The 15,975-nt window shown below is 68.2% G+C and carries 17 protein-coding genes; 9 read left to right on the forward strand and 8 right to left on the reverse strand.

What is annotated here, in order from left to right; translation table 11 throughout:
* Positions 1-3: 3 nt before the first annotated feature.
* Genes ACXPWS_RS30415 through ACXPWS_RS30425 form a run of 3 tightly spaced genes read left to right on the forward strand, consistent with a single transcriptional unit; the run spans position 4 to position 3,896 of the window.
* A complete protein-coding gene (locus tag ACXPWS_RS30415; protein ID WP_458710208.1) occupies positions 4-1,527 on the forward strand; it encodes a Re/Si-specific NAD(P)(+) transhydrogenase subunit alpha in 1,524 nt (507 codons plus the stop codon).
* Between the two features lie 43 nt (positions 1,528-1,570).
* Positions 1,571-2,992, forward strand: coding sequence for a Re/Si-specific NAD(P)(+) transhydrogenase subunit beta (pntB, locus tag ACXPWS_RS30420; protein ID WP_458710209.1), 1,422 nt, complete (start codon positions 1,571-1,573; stop codon positions 2,990-2,992).
* Positions 2,993-2,996: 4 nt separating this feature from the next.
* On the forward strand, positions 2,997-3,896 hold the full coding sequence (locus ACXPWS_RS30425; protein WP_458710210.1) for an EamA family transporter: 900 nt from the start codon (positions 2,997-2,999) through the stop codon (positions 3,894-3,896).
* On the opposite strand, the gene ACXPWS_RS30430 is transcribed toward ACXPWS_RS30425, so the two are convergent.
* Positions 3,885-4,469 carry a TetR/AcrR family transcriptional regulator gene (locus tag ACXPWS_RS30430; RefSeq protein WP_458710211.1) on the reverse strand — a complete coding sequence of 195 codons (585 nt, stop codon included), beginning with the start codon at positions 4,467-4,469 and terminating at the stop codon, positions 3,885-3,887. The two genes, ACXPWS_RS30425 and ACXPWS_RS30430, sit on opposite strands and share 12 nt — an antisense overlap.
* Before the next feature lie 87 nt (positions 4,470-4,556).
* Between ACXPWS_RS30430 and ACXPWS_RS30435 the strand changes: the two genes are divergently transcribed.
* On the forward strand, positions 4,557-5,690 hold the full coding sequence (locus ACXPWS_RS30435; protein WP_458710212.1) for an acyl-CoA dehydrogenase family protein: 1,134 nt from the start codon (positions 4,557-4,559) through the stop codon (positions 5,688-5,690).
* 15 nt (positions 5,691-5,705) lie between these two features.
* On the opposite strand, the gene ACXPWS_RS30440 is transcribed toward ACXPWS_RS30435, so the two are convergent.
* From ACXPWS_RS30440 to ACXPWS_RS30450, 3 genes are read right to left on the reverse strand one after another with little or no spacing between them, the layout of a single operon-like run.
* Positions 5,706-6,605, reverse strand: coding sequence for an alpha/beta fold hydrolase (locus tag ACXPWS_RS30440; RefSeq protein WP_458710213.1), 900 nt, complete (start codon positions 6,603-6,605; stop codon positions 5,706-5,708).
* Between the two features lie 42 nt (positions 6,606-6,647).
* The gene (locus ACXPWS_RS30445) at positions 6,648-7,826 is read right to left on the reverse strand and encodes a sensor histidine kinase (RefSeq protein ID WP_458710214.1); all 1,179 of its coding nucleotides are present in this window, start codon (positions 7,824-7,826) and stop codon (positions 6,648-6,650) included.
* A 1-nt stretch (position 7,827) separates the two neighbouring features.
* Positions 7,828-8,475: a response regulator gene (locus tag ACXPWS_RS30450; RefSeq protein WP_458710215.1), complete on the reverse strand. Its 648-nt coding sequence runs from the start codon at positions 8,473-8,475 to the stop codon at positions 7,828-7,830.
* 86 nt (positions 8,476-8,561) lie between these two features.
* On the opposite strand from ACXPWS_RS30450, the gene ACXPWS_RS30455 reads away from it, so the two are divergent.
* Positions 8,562-9,443: a LysR family transcriptional regulator gene (locus ACXPWS_RS30455; protein ID WP_458710216.1), complete on the forward strand. Its 882-nt coding sequence runs from the start codon at positions 8,562-8,564 to the stop codon at positions 9,441-9,443.
* A gap of 46 nt (positions 9,444-9,489) precedes the next feature.
* Positions 9,490-10,761 carry an MFS transporter gene (locus ACXPWS_RS30460; protein ID WP_458710217.1) on the forward strand — a complete coding sequence of 424 codons (1,272 nt, stop codon included), beginning with the start codon at positions 9,490-9,492 and terminating at the stop codon, positions 10,759-10,761.
* Here ACXPWS_RS30460 and ACXPWS_RS30465 read toward each other — a convergent pair.
* Positions 10,673-11,146: a nuclear transport factor 2 family protein gene (locus tag ACXPWS_RS30465; RefSeq protein ID WP_458710218.1), complete on the reverse strand. Its 474-nt coding sequence runs from the start codon at positions 11,144-11,146 to the stop codon at positions 10,673-10,675. The genes ACXPWS_RS30460 and ACXPWS_RS30465 overlap by 89 nt on opposite strands.
* A gap of 56 nt (positions 11,147-11,202) precedes the next feature.
* Between ACXPWS_RS30465 and ACXPWS_RS30470 the strand changes: the two genes are divergently transcribed.
* The gene (locus ACXPWS_RS30470) at positions 11,203-12,417 is read left to right on the forward strand and encodes an acyl-CoA dehydrogenase family protein (RefSeq protein ID WP_458713757.1); all 1,215 of its coding nucleotides are present in this window, start codon (positions 11,203-11,205) and stop codon (positions 12,415-12,417) included.
* Between the two features lie 4 nt (positions 12,418-12,421).
* Positions 12,422-13,207: a tyrosine-protein phosphatase gene (locus ACXPWS_RS30475; RefSeq protein WP_458710219.1), complete on the forward strand. Its 786-nt coding sequence runs from the start codon at positions 12,422-12,424 to the stop codon at positions 13,205-13,207.
* 24 nt (positions 13,208-13,231) lie between these two features.
* On the opposite strand, the gene ACXPWS_RS30480 is transcribed toward ACXPWS_RS30475, so the two are convergent.
* The 3 genes from ACXPWS_RS30480 to ACXPWS_RS30490 are packed head-to-tail and all read right to left on the reverse strand — an operon-like array spanning position 13,232 to position 15,549.
* A complete protein-coding gene (locus ACXPWS_RS30480; protein WP_458710220.1) occupies positions 13,232-13,714 on the reverse strand; it encodes a DUF456 domain-containing protein in 483 nt (160 codons plus the stop codon).
* Between the two features lie 9 nt (positions 13,715-13,723).
* Positions 13,724-14,689 (reverse strand): NADPH:quinone oxidoreductase family protein, encoded by a 966-nt coding sequence (locus tag ACXPWS_RS30485; protein ID WP_458710221.1) that lies wholly within the window; start codon positions 14,687-14,689, stop codon positions 13,724-13,726.
* Positions 14,686-15,549: an SDR family oxidoreductase gene (locus tag ACXPWS_RS30490; RefSeq protein ID WP_458710222.1), complete on the reverse strand. Its 864-nt coding sequence runs from the start codon at positions 15,547-15,549 to the stop codon at positions 14,686-14,688. Before ACXPWS_RS30490 ends, ACXPWS_RS30485 begins: the two co-directional genes overlap by 4 nt.
* Positions 15,550-15,763: 214 nt before the next feature.
* On the opposite strand from ACXPWS_RS30490, the gene ACXPWS_RS30495 reads away from it, so the two are divergent.
* A complete protein-coding gene (locus ACXPWS_RS30495) occupies positions 15,764-15,940 on the forward strand; it encodes a hypothetical protein (RefSeq protein ID WP_458713788.1) in 177 nt (58 codons plus the stop codon).
* The last annotated feature ends 35 nt before the right edge of the window (positions 15,941-15,975 follow it).

The following is a 15,975-nucleotide window of genomic DNA, read 5'->3' on the forward strand; positions in this document are numbered from 1 at the left end:
TCGATGATCATCGGGATTCCACGTGAGTCTGCGCCGGGTGAGACGCGCGTCGCCGGCACACCACAAACCGTCGGGCAGATCATCAAGCTGGGCTATTCGGTGGTCGTCGAGTCCGGTGCCGGAGTCGCCTCCAGCTTCACCGACGATGCGTATGTCGAAGCGGGCGCGCAGATCGGCCGGCCCTGGGACGCCGATGTGGTGCTGAAGGTCAACGCACCGAGCGACACCGAGATCCCCGAGCTACGCGACGGCGCGACACTGGTCAGCCTGATCTCGCCGGCACTGAACCCCGAGCTCGTCGAGAAGCTGTCGGCCCGCCCGATCACCGTGCTGGCCATGGATGCGGTCCCGCGCATCTCCCGGGCCCAGTCACTGGACGTGCTGTCGTCGATGGCCAACATCGCCGGCTACCGCGCCGTCATCGAGGCCGCACACAACTTCGGCCGGTTCTTCACCGGCCAGGTCACCGCCGCGGGCAAGGTGCCCCCTGCCAAGGTGCTGGTGGTCGGTGCCGGGGTTGCCGGGCTGGCGGCCATCGGCGCCGCGGGCAGCCTCGGCGCGATCGTGCGGGCCACCGATCCGCGCCCGGAAGTGGCCGACCAGGTCAAATCACTGGGCGGGGAGTACGTATCCGTCGATCCCGCCGCGTCCGAGGTGTCGGCCACCGGCTACGCCAAGGAGATGGGCGAGGACTACAAGGCCCGCGAGGCGGCGCTGTACGCCGAGCTGGCCGCCGACGTCGACATCATCATCACCACCGCGCTGATCCCGGGCCGCCCCGCGCCGCGGATCATCACCGCGGACATGGTGGCCGCGATGAAGTCCGGCAGCGTGATCGTCGATATGGCCGCGGCCAACGGCGGCAACGTCGAGGGCACCGTCAAGGATCAGGCCGTCGTCACCGACAACGGGGTGAAGATCATCGGCTACACCGACCTGGCGGGCCGGTTGCCGGCCCAGGCGTCCCAGCTCTACGGCACCAACCTGGTGAACCTGCTCAAGCTGCTGACCCCGGAGAAGGACGGCCGGCTCACCCTCGACTGGGACGACGTGGTGCAGCGCTCGGTCACCGTAGTGCGCGCCGGTGAGATCACCTGGCCACCGCCACCGGTGCAGGTGTCCGCGGCGCCGGCTGCCGCCGCGGCCGCACCCGTACAGGCGCCCAAGGCCAAGGTCCCGATGTCGACGGGCCGCCGGCTGGGGCTGAGCTTCACCGCGGCCGCGGTGCTGTTCGCCCTCATCGCGATCTCTCCGGTCGCACTGCAGGTGCACCTGACGGTGTTCGCGCTGGCGATCGTGATCGGCTATTACGTGATCGGCCACGTGCACCATGCGCTGCACACGCCGCTGATGTCGGTGACCAACGCGATCTCGGGCATCATCGTGGTCGGCGCCCTGCTGCAGATCGGCCACGGCGATCTGCCGATCACCGTGCTGGCCGGCGTGGCCATTCTGCTGGCCAGCATCAACGTCTTCGGTGGCTTCGCGGTGACGCGTCGCATGCTCGGAATGTTCTCCCGCAGCTGAGCCTGCAAAGTTCACCATCCTCAGACCTCGCGGAATGGATTCCATGTTCACGATAGAGACTGCTGCCACGTCGGCCTACGTCGTCGCGGCCCTGCTGTTCATCTTGGCGTTGGCCGGGTTGTCCAAGCACGAAACATCCAAGGCGGGCAACACTTTCGGGATGGCCGGCATGGCCGTGGCCCTGGTCGCGACCATTGCACTGGCACTGGACCGCCGCATCGAGCCGCTGGGTCTAGCGCTGCTGGTCGGCGCCATGGCCATCGGCGCGGCGATCGGCCTGTGGCGCGCCCGGGTGGTCGAGATGACCGGTATGCCCGAGCTGATCGCGCTGCTGCACAGCTTCGTCGGTCTGGCCGCGGTGCTGGTCGGCTGGAACGGCTACCTGCATGTGGAGGGTGACTCCGCGGGCGCCGAAGCCGCACATCTGGCCGGCGAAGGCATGCTCGGCATCCACTCCGCCGAGGTGTTCGTCGGCGTCTTCATCGGCGCGGTCACCTTCACCGGCTCGATCGTGGCCAACCTGAAACTGTCGGCCCGGATCAAATCGTCACCGCTGATGCTGCCCGGCAAGAACTTCCTCAACATCGGCGCACTCGTGCTGTTCTTCGCCCTGACGGTGTGGTTCGTCATCGAGCCGCAACTGTGGCTGCTCATCGTCGTCACCGTGCTCGCCCTGCTGCTGGGCTGGCACCTGGTGGCCTCCATCGGCGGCGGCGATATGCCCGTCGTCGTGTCGATGCTCAACAGCTACTCCGGCTGGGCCGCAGCCGCATCCGGCTTCCTGCTGTCCAACGATCTGCTGATCATCACCGGTGCGCTGGTGGGCTCCTCCGGTGCCTACCTGTCCTACATCATGTGCAAGGCAATGAACCGGTCGTTCATCTCGGTGATCGCAGGTGGCTTCGGGATCGAGGCGGGCCCCGCCGAGGACAAGGACTACGGCGAGCACCGCGAGATCACCGCCGAGGGCGCGGCCGAGCTGCTCGCCTCGGCGGACTCGGTGATCATCACCCCGGGCTACGGCATGGCCGTGGCCCAGGCTCAGTACGGCGTGGCCGACCTCACCCGCAAGCTGCGCGAGCGCGGAGTCAACGTCCGATTCGGCATTCACCCCGTCGCCGGCCGGCTGCCCGGGCACATGAACGTGCTGCTGGCCGAGGCGAAGGTGCCCTACGACATCGTCCTGGAGATGGACGAGATCAACGACGATTTCCCGGATACCGCGGTCGTGCTGGTCATCGGCGCCAACGACACCGTCAACCCGGCCGCATCCGAGGACCCGGGCAGCCCCATCGCCGGCATGCCGGTACTCACGGTGTGGAACGCCGAGAACGTCATCGTCTTCAAGCGGTCCATGGCCTCGGGCTATGCCGGCGTGCAGAACCCGTTGTTCTTCCGGGACAACACCCAGATGCTCTTCGGTGACGCGCGAGACCGAGTGAACGACATCCTCGCCGCGCTGTGATGCCGTGACGCGGGTGCCCGCCTGGTCGGTGCCCGCGTTCTTCATCGTCGGTGCCATCTCCCAGTACGTCGGTGCCGCGGTCGGAGTTTTCCTGTTCGAGACGACCGATCCCGCGGCCGTCGCCTGGCTGCGCGCCGCCGCGGCCGCGCTGGTGCTCCTCGCCTGGCGCCGTCCGTGGCGGCACGCCTGGACGCGCCGCGGCATCGCGGTGGCCGGCGGGTTCGGCATCGTGACGGTCGGGATGAATGTCGCCTTCTTCGAGGCGATCGCCCGGATCCCGCTCGGCACCGCGGTGGCCGTCGAGTTCCTGGGGCCGGTGGCGGTCGCGACGCTGCGCCCTCCCGTCGCTTCGCTCGCCCCAACGGGATCGCGGCGACTGCGCGACATCCTGGCGGTGGCGATGGTGGCTACCGGTGTCGCACTGCTGGCCGGGGTCCAGACCGGCGCCGACCCGCTCGGGATCGTCTTCGCACTGGTCGCCGCTGCGCTGTGGGCCGGCTACATCCTGCTCGGCAAGCGGGTGGCCGACGCGGGCGGCGGACTGGACTCGCTGGCGGTCGGGATGGCGGTGGCCGCGGCGGTGCTGGCAGTACCGCTGCTGAGCGGCCAACTGCTCGACGACGCAACCGTGTTCGCGCAGCCCCGGACCTGGTTGTTCGGGCTCGGCGTCGGGGTGCTGTCGACGGCGGTGCCGTATGCCTTCGATCAGGTCGTCCTCACGCGGGTGGGCCGAGCCAGATTCGCTCTGCTGCTCGCCCTGCTTCCGGCGACGGCGGCCGTGATCGGCGCCCTGGTGTTGCACCAGGTTCCGGCGGTGCCAGAGATGTTGGGAATCGCCTTCGTGATGGCCGCTCTGGTGATCAGCGCGGGCGGACAGACGGCCGGTCGGGGGTCAGCGCTGTAAGCCGTAGGTGAGCAGGGTCGCCAACTCGGTGTAGGCCTCGGCATCGCGCAGGCCGGTCGCCGTGGCGACACCGCGCTGCTGGATGCGGACCATCATCGTGGCGATGAGATCGGCGGCGAATGCGGCATTCACCGCGCGGAACGCCCCCGCGCCGACGCCATCCTCGATCAGTTCCCGGACCCGCTTCGCGGCCGCGTCGGTGTTGGCTTCATAGACGCCACGGGCCGGCGCGAAGGCAGACAGGTCGGCCATGAACACGTCGGACGCGATGGCGAGTTCCTCCCCGACCGCGGTGAGGTAGGCCGAGACCCGTTCGCCGGGTTCTCCGCTCTGCGCCAAGGCGGTTTCGACGGCGTTGGTGGCGCGCTTGAAAAAGTGCACGGTGACGCGCTTGACCAGCTCGTCCTTGCTGGCAGCCAGGGTGTAGAGGGTGGATTTCGAGCACCGCAGCCTCGACGCGATCTCATCGAGCGTGAAGTGGCTGAAGCCCTCCGCGAGGAACAGGGTCAACAGTTCATCGAACAGTCTGGTCCGCCGACGGGTCGCGAAACGGCCGTCAGCGAGGTCGGACATGCGCCAATGGTACTGCGTGGAGCCGTCCAGTACTCTTTGTGGATACTGCTGGACCACTCCGAGTACTATTTTTCGAGAGGTGACCCCGTGCCCGTCGACCGCCTACTGCCCTCAGAAGAAGCGCGCGAACTCATCGCGTTGACCCGCGAGATCGCCGACAAGGTGCTCGACCCGCTCGTGGACGGCCACGAGAAGGCGGAGACCTACCCAGCGGGCGTGTTCGCACAGCTCGGCGCGGCCGGGCTGTTGAGCCTGCCCCAGCCGGTGGAGTGGGGTGGCGGCGGGCAGCCCTACGAGGTGTACCTGCAGGTGCTGGAAGAGATCGCGGCCCGGTGGGCGGCGATCGGGGTGGCCGTCAGCGTGCACAGCCTGTCCTCGCACGCGCTGCTGACGTTCGGCACGGACGAGCAGAAGCAGCGCTGGCTGCCCGGCATGCTGTCCGGAACGCAGATCGGCGCTTACAGCCTGTCCGAGCCGCAGGCGGGTTCCGACGCCGCCGCGCTCCGGTGCGCCGCCGTGCGCGACGGCGAGCACTACGTGCTCAACGGCTCCAAAGCGTGGATCACCCATGGCGGCAAGGCCGATTTCTACACGCTGTTCGCCCGCACCGGTGAAGGCAGCAAAGGCATTTCGTGTTTTCTGGTACCCGGCGACCTCGACGGCCTGAGCTTCGGCAAGCCCGAGGAGAAGATGGGCCTGCACGCGGTGCCGACCACCTCGGCGTTCTACGACAATGCCCGCATCGAGGCCGCCCGATTGATCGGCGCCGAAGGCCAGGGCCTGTCCATCGCATTCTCGGCGCTGGATTCCGGGCGCCTCGGCATCGCCGCGGTGGCCGTCGGCATCGCCCAAGCCGCGCTCGACGAGGCCGTGCGGTACGCGCAAGAGCGAACCACGTTCGGCCGCAAGATCATCGATCACCAGGGTCTGGGTTTCCTGCTCGCCGATATGGCCGCCGCAGTGGGTAGCGCACGCGCCACGTATCTCGATGCGGCGCGGCGGCGCGACCTCGGGCTGCCCTATTCGACGCAGGCCAGCGTCGCCAAGCTGATCGCGACGGATGCGGCCATGAAGGTCACCACCGACGCCGTGCAGGTGTTCGGCGGTGTCGGCTACACCCGTGACTTCCGTCCCGAGCGGTACATGCGCGAAGCCAAGATCACCCAGATCTTCGAGGGCACCAATCAGATTCAGCGTTTGGTCATCGCGCGCGGCCTTTAGTTTCCCCGCAGCGGGCTAGGCCACGAATTCCCTGATCGCGGTGAAGAATTCGTCGGGTTTCTCCACCATCGGGCTGTGCCCGGATCCACTGATGATGTGCGGCGGCAACCCTGCAGCGGTGAATTGGGTGACATTGGGGGCCGTCGGGGTGAGCACATCACGCTCACCCCACACCACGAGTACCGGCTTACCCAGGCCCGCCAGAATTTCCGACACCGGCGAACGAGTGCCGGCCTTCGAATCACAGACCCCGGCATGTGTCAGGCGTTTCAGCGAGCGGTATGCGAACTGCGGCACCGGATAACCGGCAGCGAATCCGGTCTGCAACGAACTCTCGGTGATCGCGTCGACACCGCGCGCCCTGTCCAGCGCCGGCCCGACCATCGGCCAGCACACCATCTTGCCCAGCAGCGGCATGCTGACCAAGCCGTCGGCCGCCGGGGTGTCGGAGACCACCACCCGGTCAACCAGGTCGGGATGCCCCTGCGCGAGCACCGCGGCCACCTCACCACCCATCGAATGGCCGATGAGTACGGCGTGCCGAACCCCCAAGGCGACAAGGGCGTTGGCGACCGCCCGCGCCTGTCCCGCCGGCGAGTATGGCTCGGCTTCGATCGGCGCCTCGGAGCCACCGTGGCCGACGAGATCAATCGCCACCACCCGCTGCCCGTGCGCCAGCATCGGCGCCACCGCTTGCCACCACTCGATGGATGCCGAATAGCCGTGCAGCAGAACGACAGCGCGATCACCGGGCGGACCATACTCTCGGACATTGAGGTCGGGTCCGTCCAATTCCAGCACGTGTCCACCGGCGAAGGGTTCGGCAGCATGTGCGGTTCTGGTCACGACGTACGAGTTCACCAGCAGCGCGGCGACCAACGCGATGACGACGCCCAGCGCGATCCGCAGCTTCATGGCAGGCACGCTACCGGTGCGCAACGCCCACCAGCGAGAGGTTTACCCGCCGGGCCCTGGCGGCGAGGTCACCGTGACGGTCGTGCCGCGACCCGGCGCGGACTCGACGTCCATCACCCCACCCATTGCGTCCACCCGGACCAGCAGCGAACCCAGGCCGATATGGCCCGCAGCGACCCGGTCTGCCACCAGGGCGGGATCGAAGCCGACGCCGTCGTCGGCCACCGTCAGCACCACCCGGCCGTCGACACACGCCAGCCTGATGTCGACCACTTTCGCGCGCGCATGCTTGCCGATGTTGGCCAGCAGTTCCCGGGCCGCCCGGTACATCAGCGCCTCCGATTCCGGCTTGCCGACGTCGTCCAGATCTGCGTGCACCTCGCACGGGACACGAGATTGGAACTGGCGCAGCAATTCCCGCACCCCGGCCGTCAGGCCGAGCTGCGCAAGCACCTGGGGGTGCAGTTCGGTCACCGTGTTGCGCAGTTGTTTTGCGGTGTCCTGCAGGGCGGCGTGTACCGCGTCAAGTGCGGGATCGGGCATCCTTTCCCGGATCTCGTCGAGCTCCATCCGGGCGGCCAGCAGATTCTGCAGCGGGCCGTCGTGCAAGCTCTCGGCCACCTCGCGGTTGTGCCGTTCGTCGGCCTGCATCGCTTCGGACACCAACTGGCGGCGCACCTCCAGCAACGCCTTGACCCTGGCCGAACGACGGGACAGCACAAGACATAACGCGGTGGTGGCCACCGCCAGCCACACCAGGAATCCGAAGTGGGTGTAGACCATGTTGGGCAGGCCGATGCGGTCGTCGCGTTTGGAGTAGACGATCCACACCGACAGATATGCGGCGGCCGTGAGCGTTCCGATGATGCCGGTCAGCCACGGCCGGTCCTGGAACGCCACCGTGATGGGCAACAGGAAGAACACCGGCAGCAGTGCGGCGGTCGCCCCGCCGGACACCAGACACAGCACCACGATGACGAGCACGTCGACGCCGGTAGACGCCCAGTCCGCCCAGCGCGGCAGCGGTCCGCGCACCGCCGCCAGCACCCATATCACCGCCGCGACCGCGTACCCGCCCAACACCGCCGCGTAGAGGCCCGGGAGCCAGTGATCGACCTCCCAGATCCACACCAGCACCGCGATGAGCGCGATCAGCGGGAGCCGCAGCACCGCGGACACCCGGACCGGTTGGGCCGCGAAGAAGTCGACTATGCGTGCCACGTCAGTCGATCAGCTTGCGGCGCATCGCCTCCGCCACGGCGGCGGCGCGGTCACCGACGCCCAGTTTCTCGTAGAGCCGCTGCACATGGGTCTTGACCGTCGACGGGGCCAGATAAAGCTCCTTGGCCATCGCGGGGATGCTCAGCCCGCGCGCGATCATGGTCAGCACCTCCCGCTCGCGGCCGGACAGCGCCGGCGCGTCGGGCTCGTTGCGGCGGCGGATCTCGCCGGCCAGCGACGAGGCCAGCGCCGGCGAGATGACGTCTCGCCCCCGTGCGCACTCGAGCACCGCGTTGACCAGCTCGCTGCGGGTCGATTCCTTGGACAGGAAGCCGGCCGCGCCGTCCTGTAGGGCCTTGTAGACGATCGCCGATTCGTCATGCGCCGAGATCAACAGCACCCGGGTGGGCAGCTCGTCGCGCACCACCGCAGCGGCAACCTCGGAGCCGTCCATTCGCGGCATCCGATAATCCAGCAGCGCCACCGCGGGTCTGTGGGTGCGGATGGCCGCCAGCGCGGCCACACCGTCGTCGGCCTCGGCGACAACGTCGATCGATCCGCTGGCCACCAGCGCACGCACCACACCATCCCGGAACATCGGATGGTCATCGCCGACCACCACCGCGACCTTCTGTCCCGAGTCCTGCATGCGAGCCAGCTTGTCACAGCGTCCCAGCCTCGACACGCCGATCCAAAAGGCGTGTTTGTCTTCCCGTTGCCGGAAGAGTCGACCGCATGGACGTGGACGAGCTGGCGTGGTTTGTCGTGCTGGCCGAGACCGAACACGTCACCGACGCCGCCGCCGAGCTCGGCATCAGCCAGCCGACGTTGTCGCGGGCGCTGGCCAGGCTGGAGTCTCGAATCGGTGCACCGCTGTTCGACCGGGTCAACCGCAGGCTGGTGCTCAACTCCTACGGCCGCATCCTGCTGGAGCACGCGCGCCGCAGCATTGCCGAAATACGCTCGGCCACCGAACGGATCGCCGCACTGCGGGATCCGGAAACCGGGCTGGTGCGGCTGGCTTTCCTGCATTCGCAGGCCGGCGGATTCGTTCCGGATCTGTTGCGGCGGTTCCGGGCCGAGGCACCGCGGGTGCGGTTCGAGCTGTTCCAGGGCCCCGCCCACGCGATCGTCGAACGGCTCGCCGACGGGCAGGCCGACCTCGCGATCACCTCACCCCGCCCGCAAGGATTGCCCTGGCGCGGGCTCTACGTGGAGCGGCTGTGCCTGGCGGTGCCCCGTGCGCACCCCTTCGCGCGGCGGAGCCGGATCCGGTTGTCCGACGCGGGTGCCGAACCGTTTGTCGGCCTGGCGCCCGGCTTCGGGCTGCGCCAGCTCACCGACGAGTTGTGCGTGCAGGCCGGCATCGACCCGTCCGTCGTCTTCGAGGCGATGGAGATCCCGACCATGGAAGGTCTGGTGGCGGCCGGCTTCGGGGTGGCGGTCGTCCCGGTGCCCAGGGCGCAGCGCGCCGAACCCGGCGCCGCCTACATCCCGCTCACCGAGCCCGCGGCCAAGCGGCAGATCGGTCTCACCTGGAGCGCAGTCCGCGAGGTGCCGCCGGCAGCCGAACGGGTGATCCGGTTTGTCATGCAGAATCGTCATGAACTCTCCTAGATTCATGCATTGGACACATCTGTTCGGGCGTCCTACCGTCGTCTGAGTGACCTCGCTGGCAAACCCCGTTACCTGGCAGGGGCATTCGCGTGGCTCGGCGGAGTACCGCCGGCTGCTGGCCGCCCTGTTCTGCGCCGGTGTCGCCACCTTCGCGCAGCTGTACTCCCCCCAGGCCGTCCTGCCGCTGATCGCCGCCGACCTGGGCACCGGCGCCGCGCATGCCGCACTCACCGTCTCAGCCGCCACCGTCGGCCTGGCACTCGGCGTGATCCCGTGGTCGGTACTGGCCGACCGGATCGGCCGGGTCCAGGCGATGACGGTATCCGTCTCCGCGGCAACGGTTCTCGGCCTGCTGGTGCCGTTCGCTCCGTCGGCGCCACTGCTGCTCGGCGGCAGACTCGCCGAAGGTCTGATGCTCGGTGGTGTCCCCGCCGTCGCCATCGCGTACCTGACCGAGGAGATCGCGTCCGGTCACGCCGCCCGGGCCGCGGGCACATATGTGGCCGGCACCACCATCGGCGGGCTGGCCGGGCGGTTGATCACCGGGCCGATCGCGCAGTACGCCGGCTGGCGGGCCGGTGTGCTGACGGTGGCCGTGTTATGCGCCTTGGCGGCAACGGCATTCGTCAGGCTGGCCCCGCGGGCCCGCGGCTTCACGCCGTCACGCAGCCACGATCTGGGCCGCAAACTGCTCACGAATCTGCGTTCACCCCGCCAGCTCGCGCTGTTCGGCCAGGGCTTCCTGTTGATGGGTGGATTCGTCGCGATGTACAACTTCCTGGGCTTCCGGCTGCTGGCCGCACCGTTCCACCTGCCGCAAACCCTGGTCAGCCTGGTGTTTCTGGCCTACCTGGCCGGCACCTGGGCCTCGGCACGCGCCGGTGCCGAGGCGAGCCGGTTCGGCCGGCGCCCGGTACTGCTGGCCTCGACCGCAACCATGATCGTGGGCACCGCTATCACCCTCAGCGACAACATCTTCGCCGTGCTGGCCGGGCTGGTGCTCGCCACCGCCGGCTTCTTCGGGGCCCACTCGATCGCGTCCGGGTGGGTGGGAACGGCCGCCGCCGAAGGCAAAGCGCAGGCGTCCTCGTTGTACAACCTCTGCTACTACGCCGGCTCCAGCGTGCTGGGCTGGCTCGGCGGCCTGGCCTTCGACGCCGCGGGCTGGCCGGCGGTGGCCGGGACGGTCATCGGGTTGGCCGTCCTGTCGGGTCTGCTCGCCCTGACCGTCAGAACAACGGAAAGTCCTGGCTGTACTCGGACTGCGGACGCGGACCGAAATAGCGGCGCTCCGATTCGTCGATCGCCACATCGTTGATGCTGGCCTCCCGGCGAGCCATCAACCCGTCGGGCGCGAACTGCCACAACTCGTTGCCGTAACTGCGGTGCCACTGGCCGCGCGTGTCGTGCCACTCGTACTGGAACCGCACGGCGATCCGGTCCTCGCTGAACGACCACAGACCCTTGCGCAAGACGTAGTCGAGTTCGCGCTCCCACTTGGCGGTGAGGAATTCGACGATCTGGGCCCGACCGACGATGTGCAGGTCGCGGTTACGCCACTGCGAGTCGGGGGTGTAGGCCAAGCTCACCCGCTCCGGGTCGCGGGTGTTCCAGGCGTCCTCTGCGGCCTGCACCTTCTGCACGGCTGTTTCTGGAGTGAAGGGCGGGAACGGCGGGCGCGGTCCGGGCGGCGTTGTGCTCATGCCTCCTTTCTACTTGTCTAACCAAGTGGCCTATCGTGGCGGTCATGGACTTCGCGATGTCTGCCAAGGCGGCTGATTACCACAAGCGGCTTTCCGACTTCATGGTCGAGAATGTCTTCCCGGCCGAGGCCGCGTACCACGCCTATCGCGACCAGATGGGCCCCAAGGATCACACGGTGCCGCCGGTGGTCGAAGAGCTCAAGGTCAAGGCCAAGGCCGCCGGGTTGTGGAATCTGTTCCTGCCCTCGGAGTCGGGCTTGACCAACCTGGAGTACGCGCCGCTGGCCGAGCTGTCCGGGTGGAGCATGGAGATCGCGCCCGAGGTGCTCAACTGCGCCGCGCCGGACACCGGCAACATGGAGACCCTGCACCTGTTCGCCACCGAGGCGCAGAGCAAGCAGTGGCTGCAGCCGTTGCTGGCCGGGGAGATCCGCAGCGCGTTCGCGATGACGGAGCCCGCGGTGGCCTCCAGCGATGCCCGCAATATCGAGACCACCATGCTGCGCGACGGTGGGGACTACGTCATCAATGGCCGCAAGTGGTGGATCACCGGGGCCGCCGATCCGCGCTGCAAGCTGCTGATCGTGATGGGCCGCACCAATCCAGATGCCGCGTCGCATCAGCAGCAGTCGATGGTCCTGGTGCCCGTTGATACAGCCGGGGTCACCGTCCAGCGCTCGTTGCCGGTGTTCGGGTGGCAGGACCAGCACGGGCACTGCGAGATCGTGTTCGACAACGTGCGCGTGCCGGTGGAGAACCTGCTGCACGAGGAGGGCAGCGGGTTCGCGATCGCCCAAGCCCGGTTGGGCCCGGGCCGGATCCATCACTGCATGCGTGCCCTCGGGGCGGCCGAACGGGCGTTGGCATTGATGATCGACCGCGTGCAGTCGCGCATCGCGTTCGGCAAGCCGCTGGCCGAGCAGGGGGTGGTGCGCGAGCAGATCGCCAAGTCCCGCAACGAGATCGATCAGGCCCGGCTGCTGTGCGAAAAGGCGGCATGGACGATCGACCAGGAGGGTAACAAGGCCGCCCATGTGCTGGTGTCGCAGATCAAGTCGGTGGCCCCGCAGATCGCCTGCGACGTGATCGACCGGGCCATCCAGGTGCATGGCGGCGCCGGAGTGTCCGACGATTTCCCGCTGGCCCGTCTCTATGCCTGGCACCGCGCGATGCGCCTGTTCGACGGGCCCGACGAGGTGCACATGCGCACCATCGCCCGCGCCGAACTCGGGCGCGAGAAATCGGCGTTCGCGGCGGCTGTGACAAAGTAAGGGCGTGGAACTGTCGGGCGCCTGGAACTTTCGCGACGTCGCCGAGCAGACCGGGATCCGTCCCGGCCTGCTGTACCGGTCGAGTGAACTGAGCCGGCTCACCGATGACGGCGGCCGGCGACTCGTCGAACTCGGCATCGCCGATGTCGCCGATCTGCGCTCCCACCGTGAGGTGGAGCGCCGCGGTGGCGGGCATGTGCCCGACGGTGTGTCGATCCACCTGCTGCCGTTCCACTTCGACGACGACAGCGAGCAGGACGCCCCGCACGAATCGACCTTTCAGCGGGTGATGTCCGAGTCCCCTGCCGACGAGGACGTCGCGGAGTCGGCCAAGCGCTACATGGCCGAGGTCTACGAGGAGTTCCCCGCCCTGCCGGGTGCACAGACCGCCGTACGCCGGGTGATCTCGTTGCTCGCCGACCGCGCGCCGGTGCTGGCGCACTGCTTCGCCGGCAAGGATCGCACCGGATTCACCGTGGCGACCGTGCTGGAGGCCGTCGGCGTCGACCGGGACGCGATCCTGACGGATTTCCTGCGCAGCAATGACGCCATCGCCCCCCTGCGCGAACGCATCCTCGAGCAGGTGCGCGCCCGTGCCGGCGAAACGCCCGAGGTGCTCACCTTCGCCGAAGCCAGGCTGACCGACGAGGTCCTCGGGGTGCGTGCGGAGTACCTGGACGCGGCGTGGCGGGTACGCGACGAGAAGTACGGGTCGCTTGCCGGCTTCCTGGATGTCGCCGAGGTGACGCCGGAGCAGATCACCAGGCTGCGCTCGGCCCTGATCGGGTGATCGGGGCGCCAACCCAAGCCGAAATCACCAGGCGAGCACCGCGACGAGCCAGGTGATGGTGGCCAGTAGCGCCCCGGTGAACTCCACGCCGACCGACAGCGCCACCCCTTTGAGGGCGTGCACGGTGGACGCCCAGGCGCGGCGCTGATCCCGGCGTTTGGCCAACTCGGCCAGATACACCCCGAGGATGAAGCCGAGCACCAGACCCAGCACCGGCACCACGAAGAACCCGATCACGCCCAGTATCGCCCCGGCCACCAGGCTCCACGTACCGACCTGCGCCTGCCGCATCCGGCGCACCGGCCAGGTGTACTTGATCACCTCCGCGGCCACGAACAATGCCGCGGCGATGCCCAGCGTCACCCAGCCCACCGTGCTCTGTTCGACCACCGCCCAGACCAGGATGGCCGCGAACACCAGCAGCCCGCCGGGCAGGATCGGGATCACGATGCCGGCCAATCCCACGGCGATCACCAGCGCGACCAGGACGACGCCGAGGGTACTCACCGCTTCAGGCTACGGAACGAGGACGAGCTTTCCCCTGATCTCGCCGTCCGCCAGCGCCTGCAGACCGGTCGCACCATCGGCCAACGGGTAGGTGACCGGAGCTGGCGGCCGCAGCCCGGCCGCCACCAGCGCGGCCAGCCCGGCTCCGACCTCGGCCTGCGCGGCCGGCTCGTGCCGTAGGAACTCACCCCAGCCGACACCGACCACGCTGACGTTGCGAAGCAACAGCCTGTTCACCTTGACCGTCGGAATGCCCTGTCCGGCAGCGAATCCGATGACCAGCAGCCGCCCCTCGGGGGCCAGCACCCGGATCGCGTCATCGAAGGCCGCACCGCCGACCGGGTCCACCACCACATCGACACCGCGACCGTCGGTGGCATCCAGCACCGCCTGCTTCCAGCCGTCGCCGAGTGGCAGCACCACGTCGGCGCCCACGCCCGCCACGAAATCCTGCGCACCGGGCCGGTGCACCATCGCCACCACCCGGGCGCCGAGCGCCTTGGCGATCTGGATGGCCGCCACGCCGATACCGCCGGCCGAACCGAGCACCAGCACCGTCTCCCCGGCCCGCAACGCCGCGCGGCGTTGCAGAGCGAAGTACATGGTGTAGTAGTTGCCCAGCAGGGCCGTCGCCGACGCATCGTCGACACCGTCGGGGGTGGGCACCACGCTCGACGGCGCCACGGCCACCCGCTCGGCGTAGCCGCCGAGCATGGACATGGCCGAAACCCGCTGACCGACAACGAAACCCGACGATGCCGGCGCCGAACGGACGGTGCCGGCCACCTCCATCCCCGGAATGAACGGCGGATCGAGGCGCAGCTGGTACTCGCCGCGCAACAGCAGCAGGTCCGGGAAGCAGACGCCGGCCGCGCCGACGTCGATGATCACCGAGTCCGCAGCCCCGGGATCGGCGACGTCGATATAGGCCAGACCGTCGGTACCTGTCAGAGACTGTGCGACAAGCGCTTTCATCCGAGCTTGAAGCTCGCGGCCTGCGCTGCGGACAGATCGGTGATCTCACCCCACTTGGCGGCGATATCGTCGACCGACGGTACCTCGGTGAAGGTGATGCCCTCGTTCTGGAACAGGGCGGTGCGCTGCACCTTGCCACCGCCGACGATGAAGACCGAGTCGGTGTCGGGCAGCTCCTCGGTCATCAGGTACGCCACCACCGGTGCGACGTATTCCGGGGTCAGCTTCTCGAACACCTCGGGCGGCAGGATGTCCTGCGTCATCCGGGTGGCCGCGATCGGCGCAACCGCGTTGGTCTTGATGTTGTACTTGGCGCCTTCCTGGGCCAGCGTGTTGATCAGGCCGACCAGGCCGAGCTTGGCGGCGCCGTAGTTGGCCTGACCGAAGTTGCCGAACAGACCGCTGGTCGAGGTCGCGACGACGACACGGCCGAAGCTCTGCTCACGGAAATGCGGCCATGCGGCGCGAATGACGTTGTAACCACCGTAGAGGTGCACCTTGAGCACGGCATCCCACTGCTCGAAGGTCATCTTGTGGAAGGTGCCGTCACGCAGGATGCCGGCGTTGCTCACCACACCGTCGACCTTGCCGAACTCATCGATGGCGGTCTTGATGATGTTCTCGGCGCCCTCAGGCTCGGCGACGCTGTCGTAGTTGGCGACGGCACGGCCACCGGCAGCCTTGATCTCGTCGACGACCTGGTCGGCCATGTTGTGTCCGGCGCCGGATCCGTCCCGGGCACCGCCGAGATCGTTGACGACGACGCTGGCGCCCTCACGGGCCAACGTCAGGGCGTACTCACGGCCCAGTCCGCCACCGGCTCCGGTGACGACGACGACGCGATCCTGCACTCCGGGCATGGGATTCCTCTCCACGGTTTTCTGTCCGGCTGTCGGACGACAACCTTCTGTATACGGAAGTCGGTTCCAGCGCTATAGACCGGGTCGGTCGAGCGCTGGTTCCTGCCAACCACCGATCAATCACCGCCATCGGGATTACCTCGCTGACCTGTGCGTTTAAACCAATCAGAGGGCGCGAAAAGCACCTGAGACGCCAGAAGAGAGAAGCACCATCATGAAGAACATCAAGAACCTGGGCATCGGCACGATCATCGCCGGCGGACTGACGGCTGCCGTGCTGGGCCTGGGCGCCCCGGCCTCGGCGGACATCACCCACCACGACTGGATCTACGACATCCAGCCGCACGCGACGGCCCCGCAGGTGGACACCACCGTGCATCAGAGCCACTGAGCGCGAACCGAAATGGGGGGCACCCGTGCGGGTGC

It is taken from the genome of Mycobacterium sp. BMJ-28 (genome assembly GCF_054404835.1).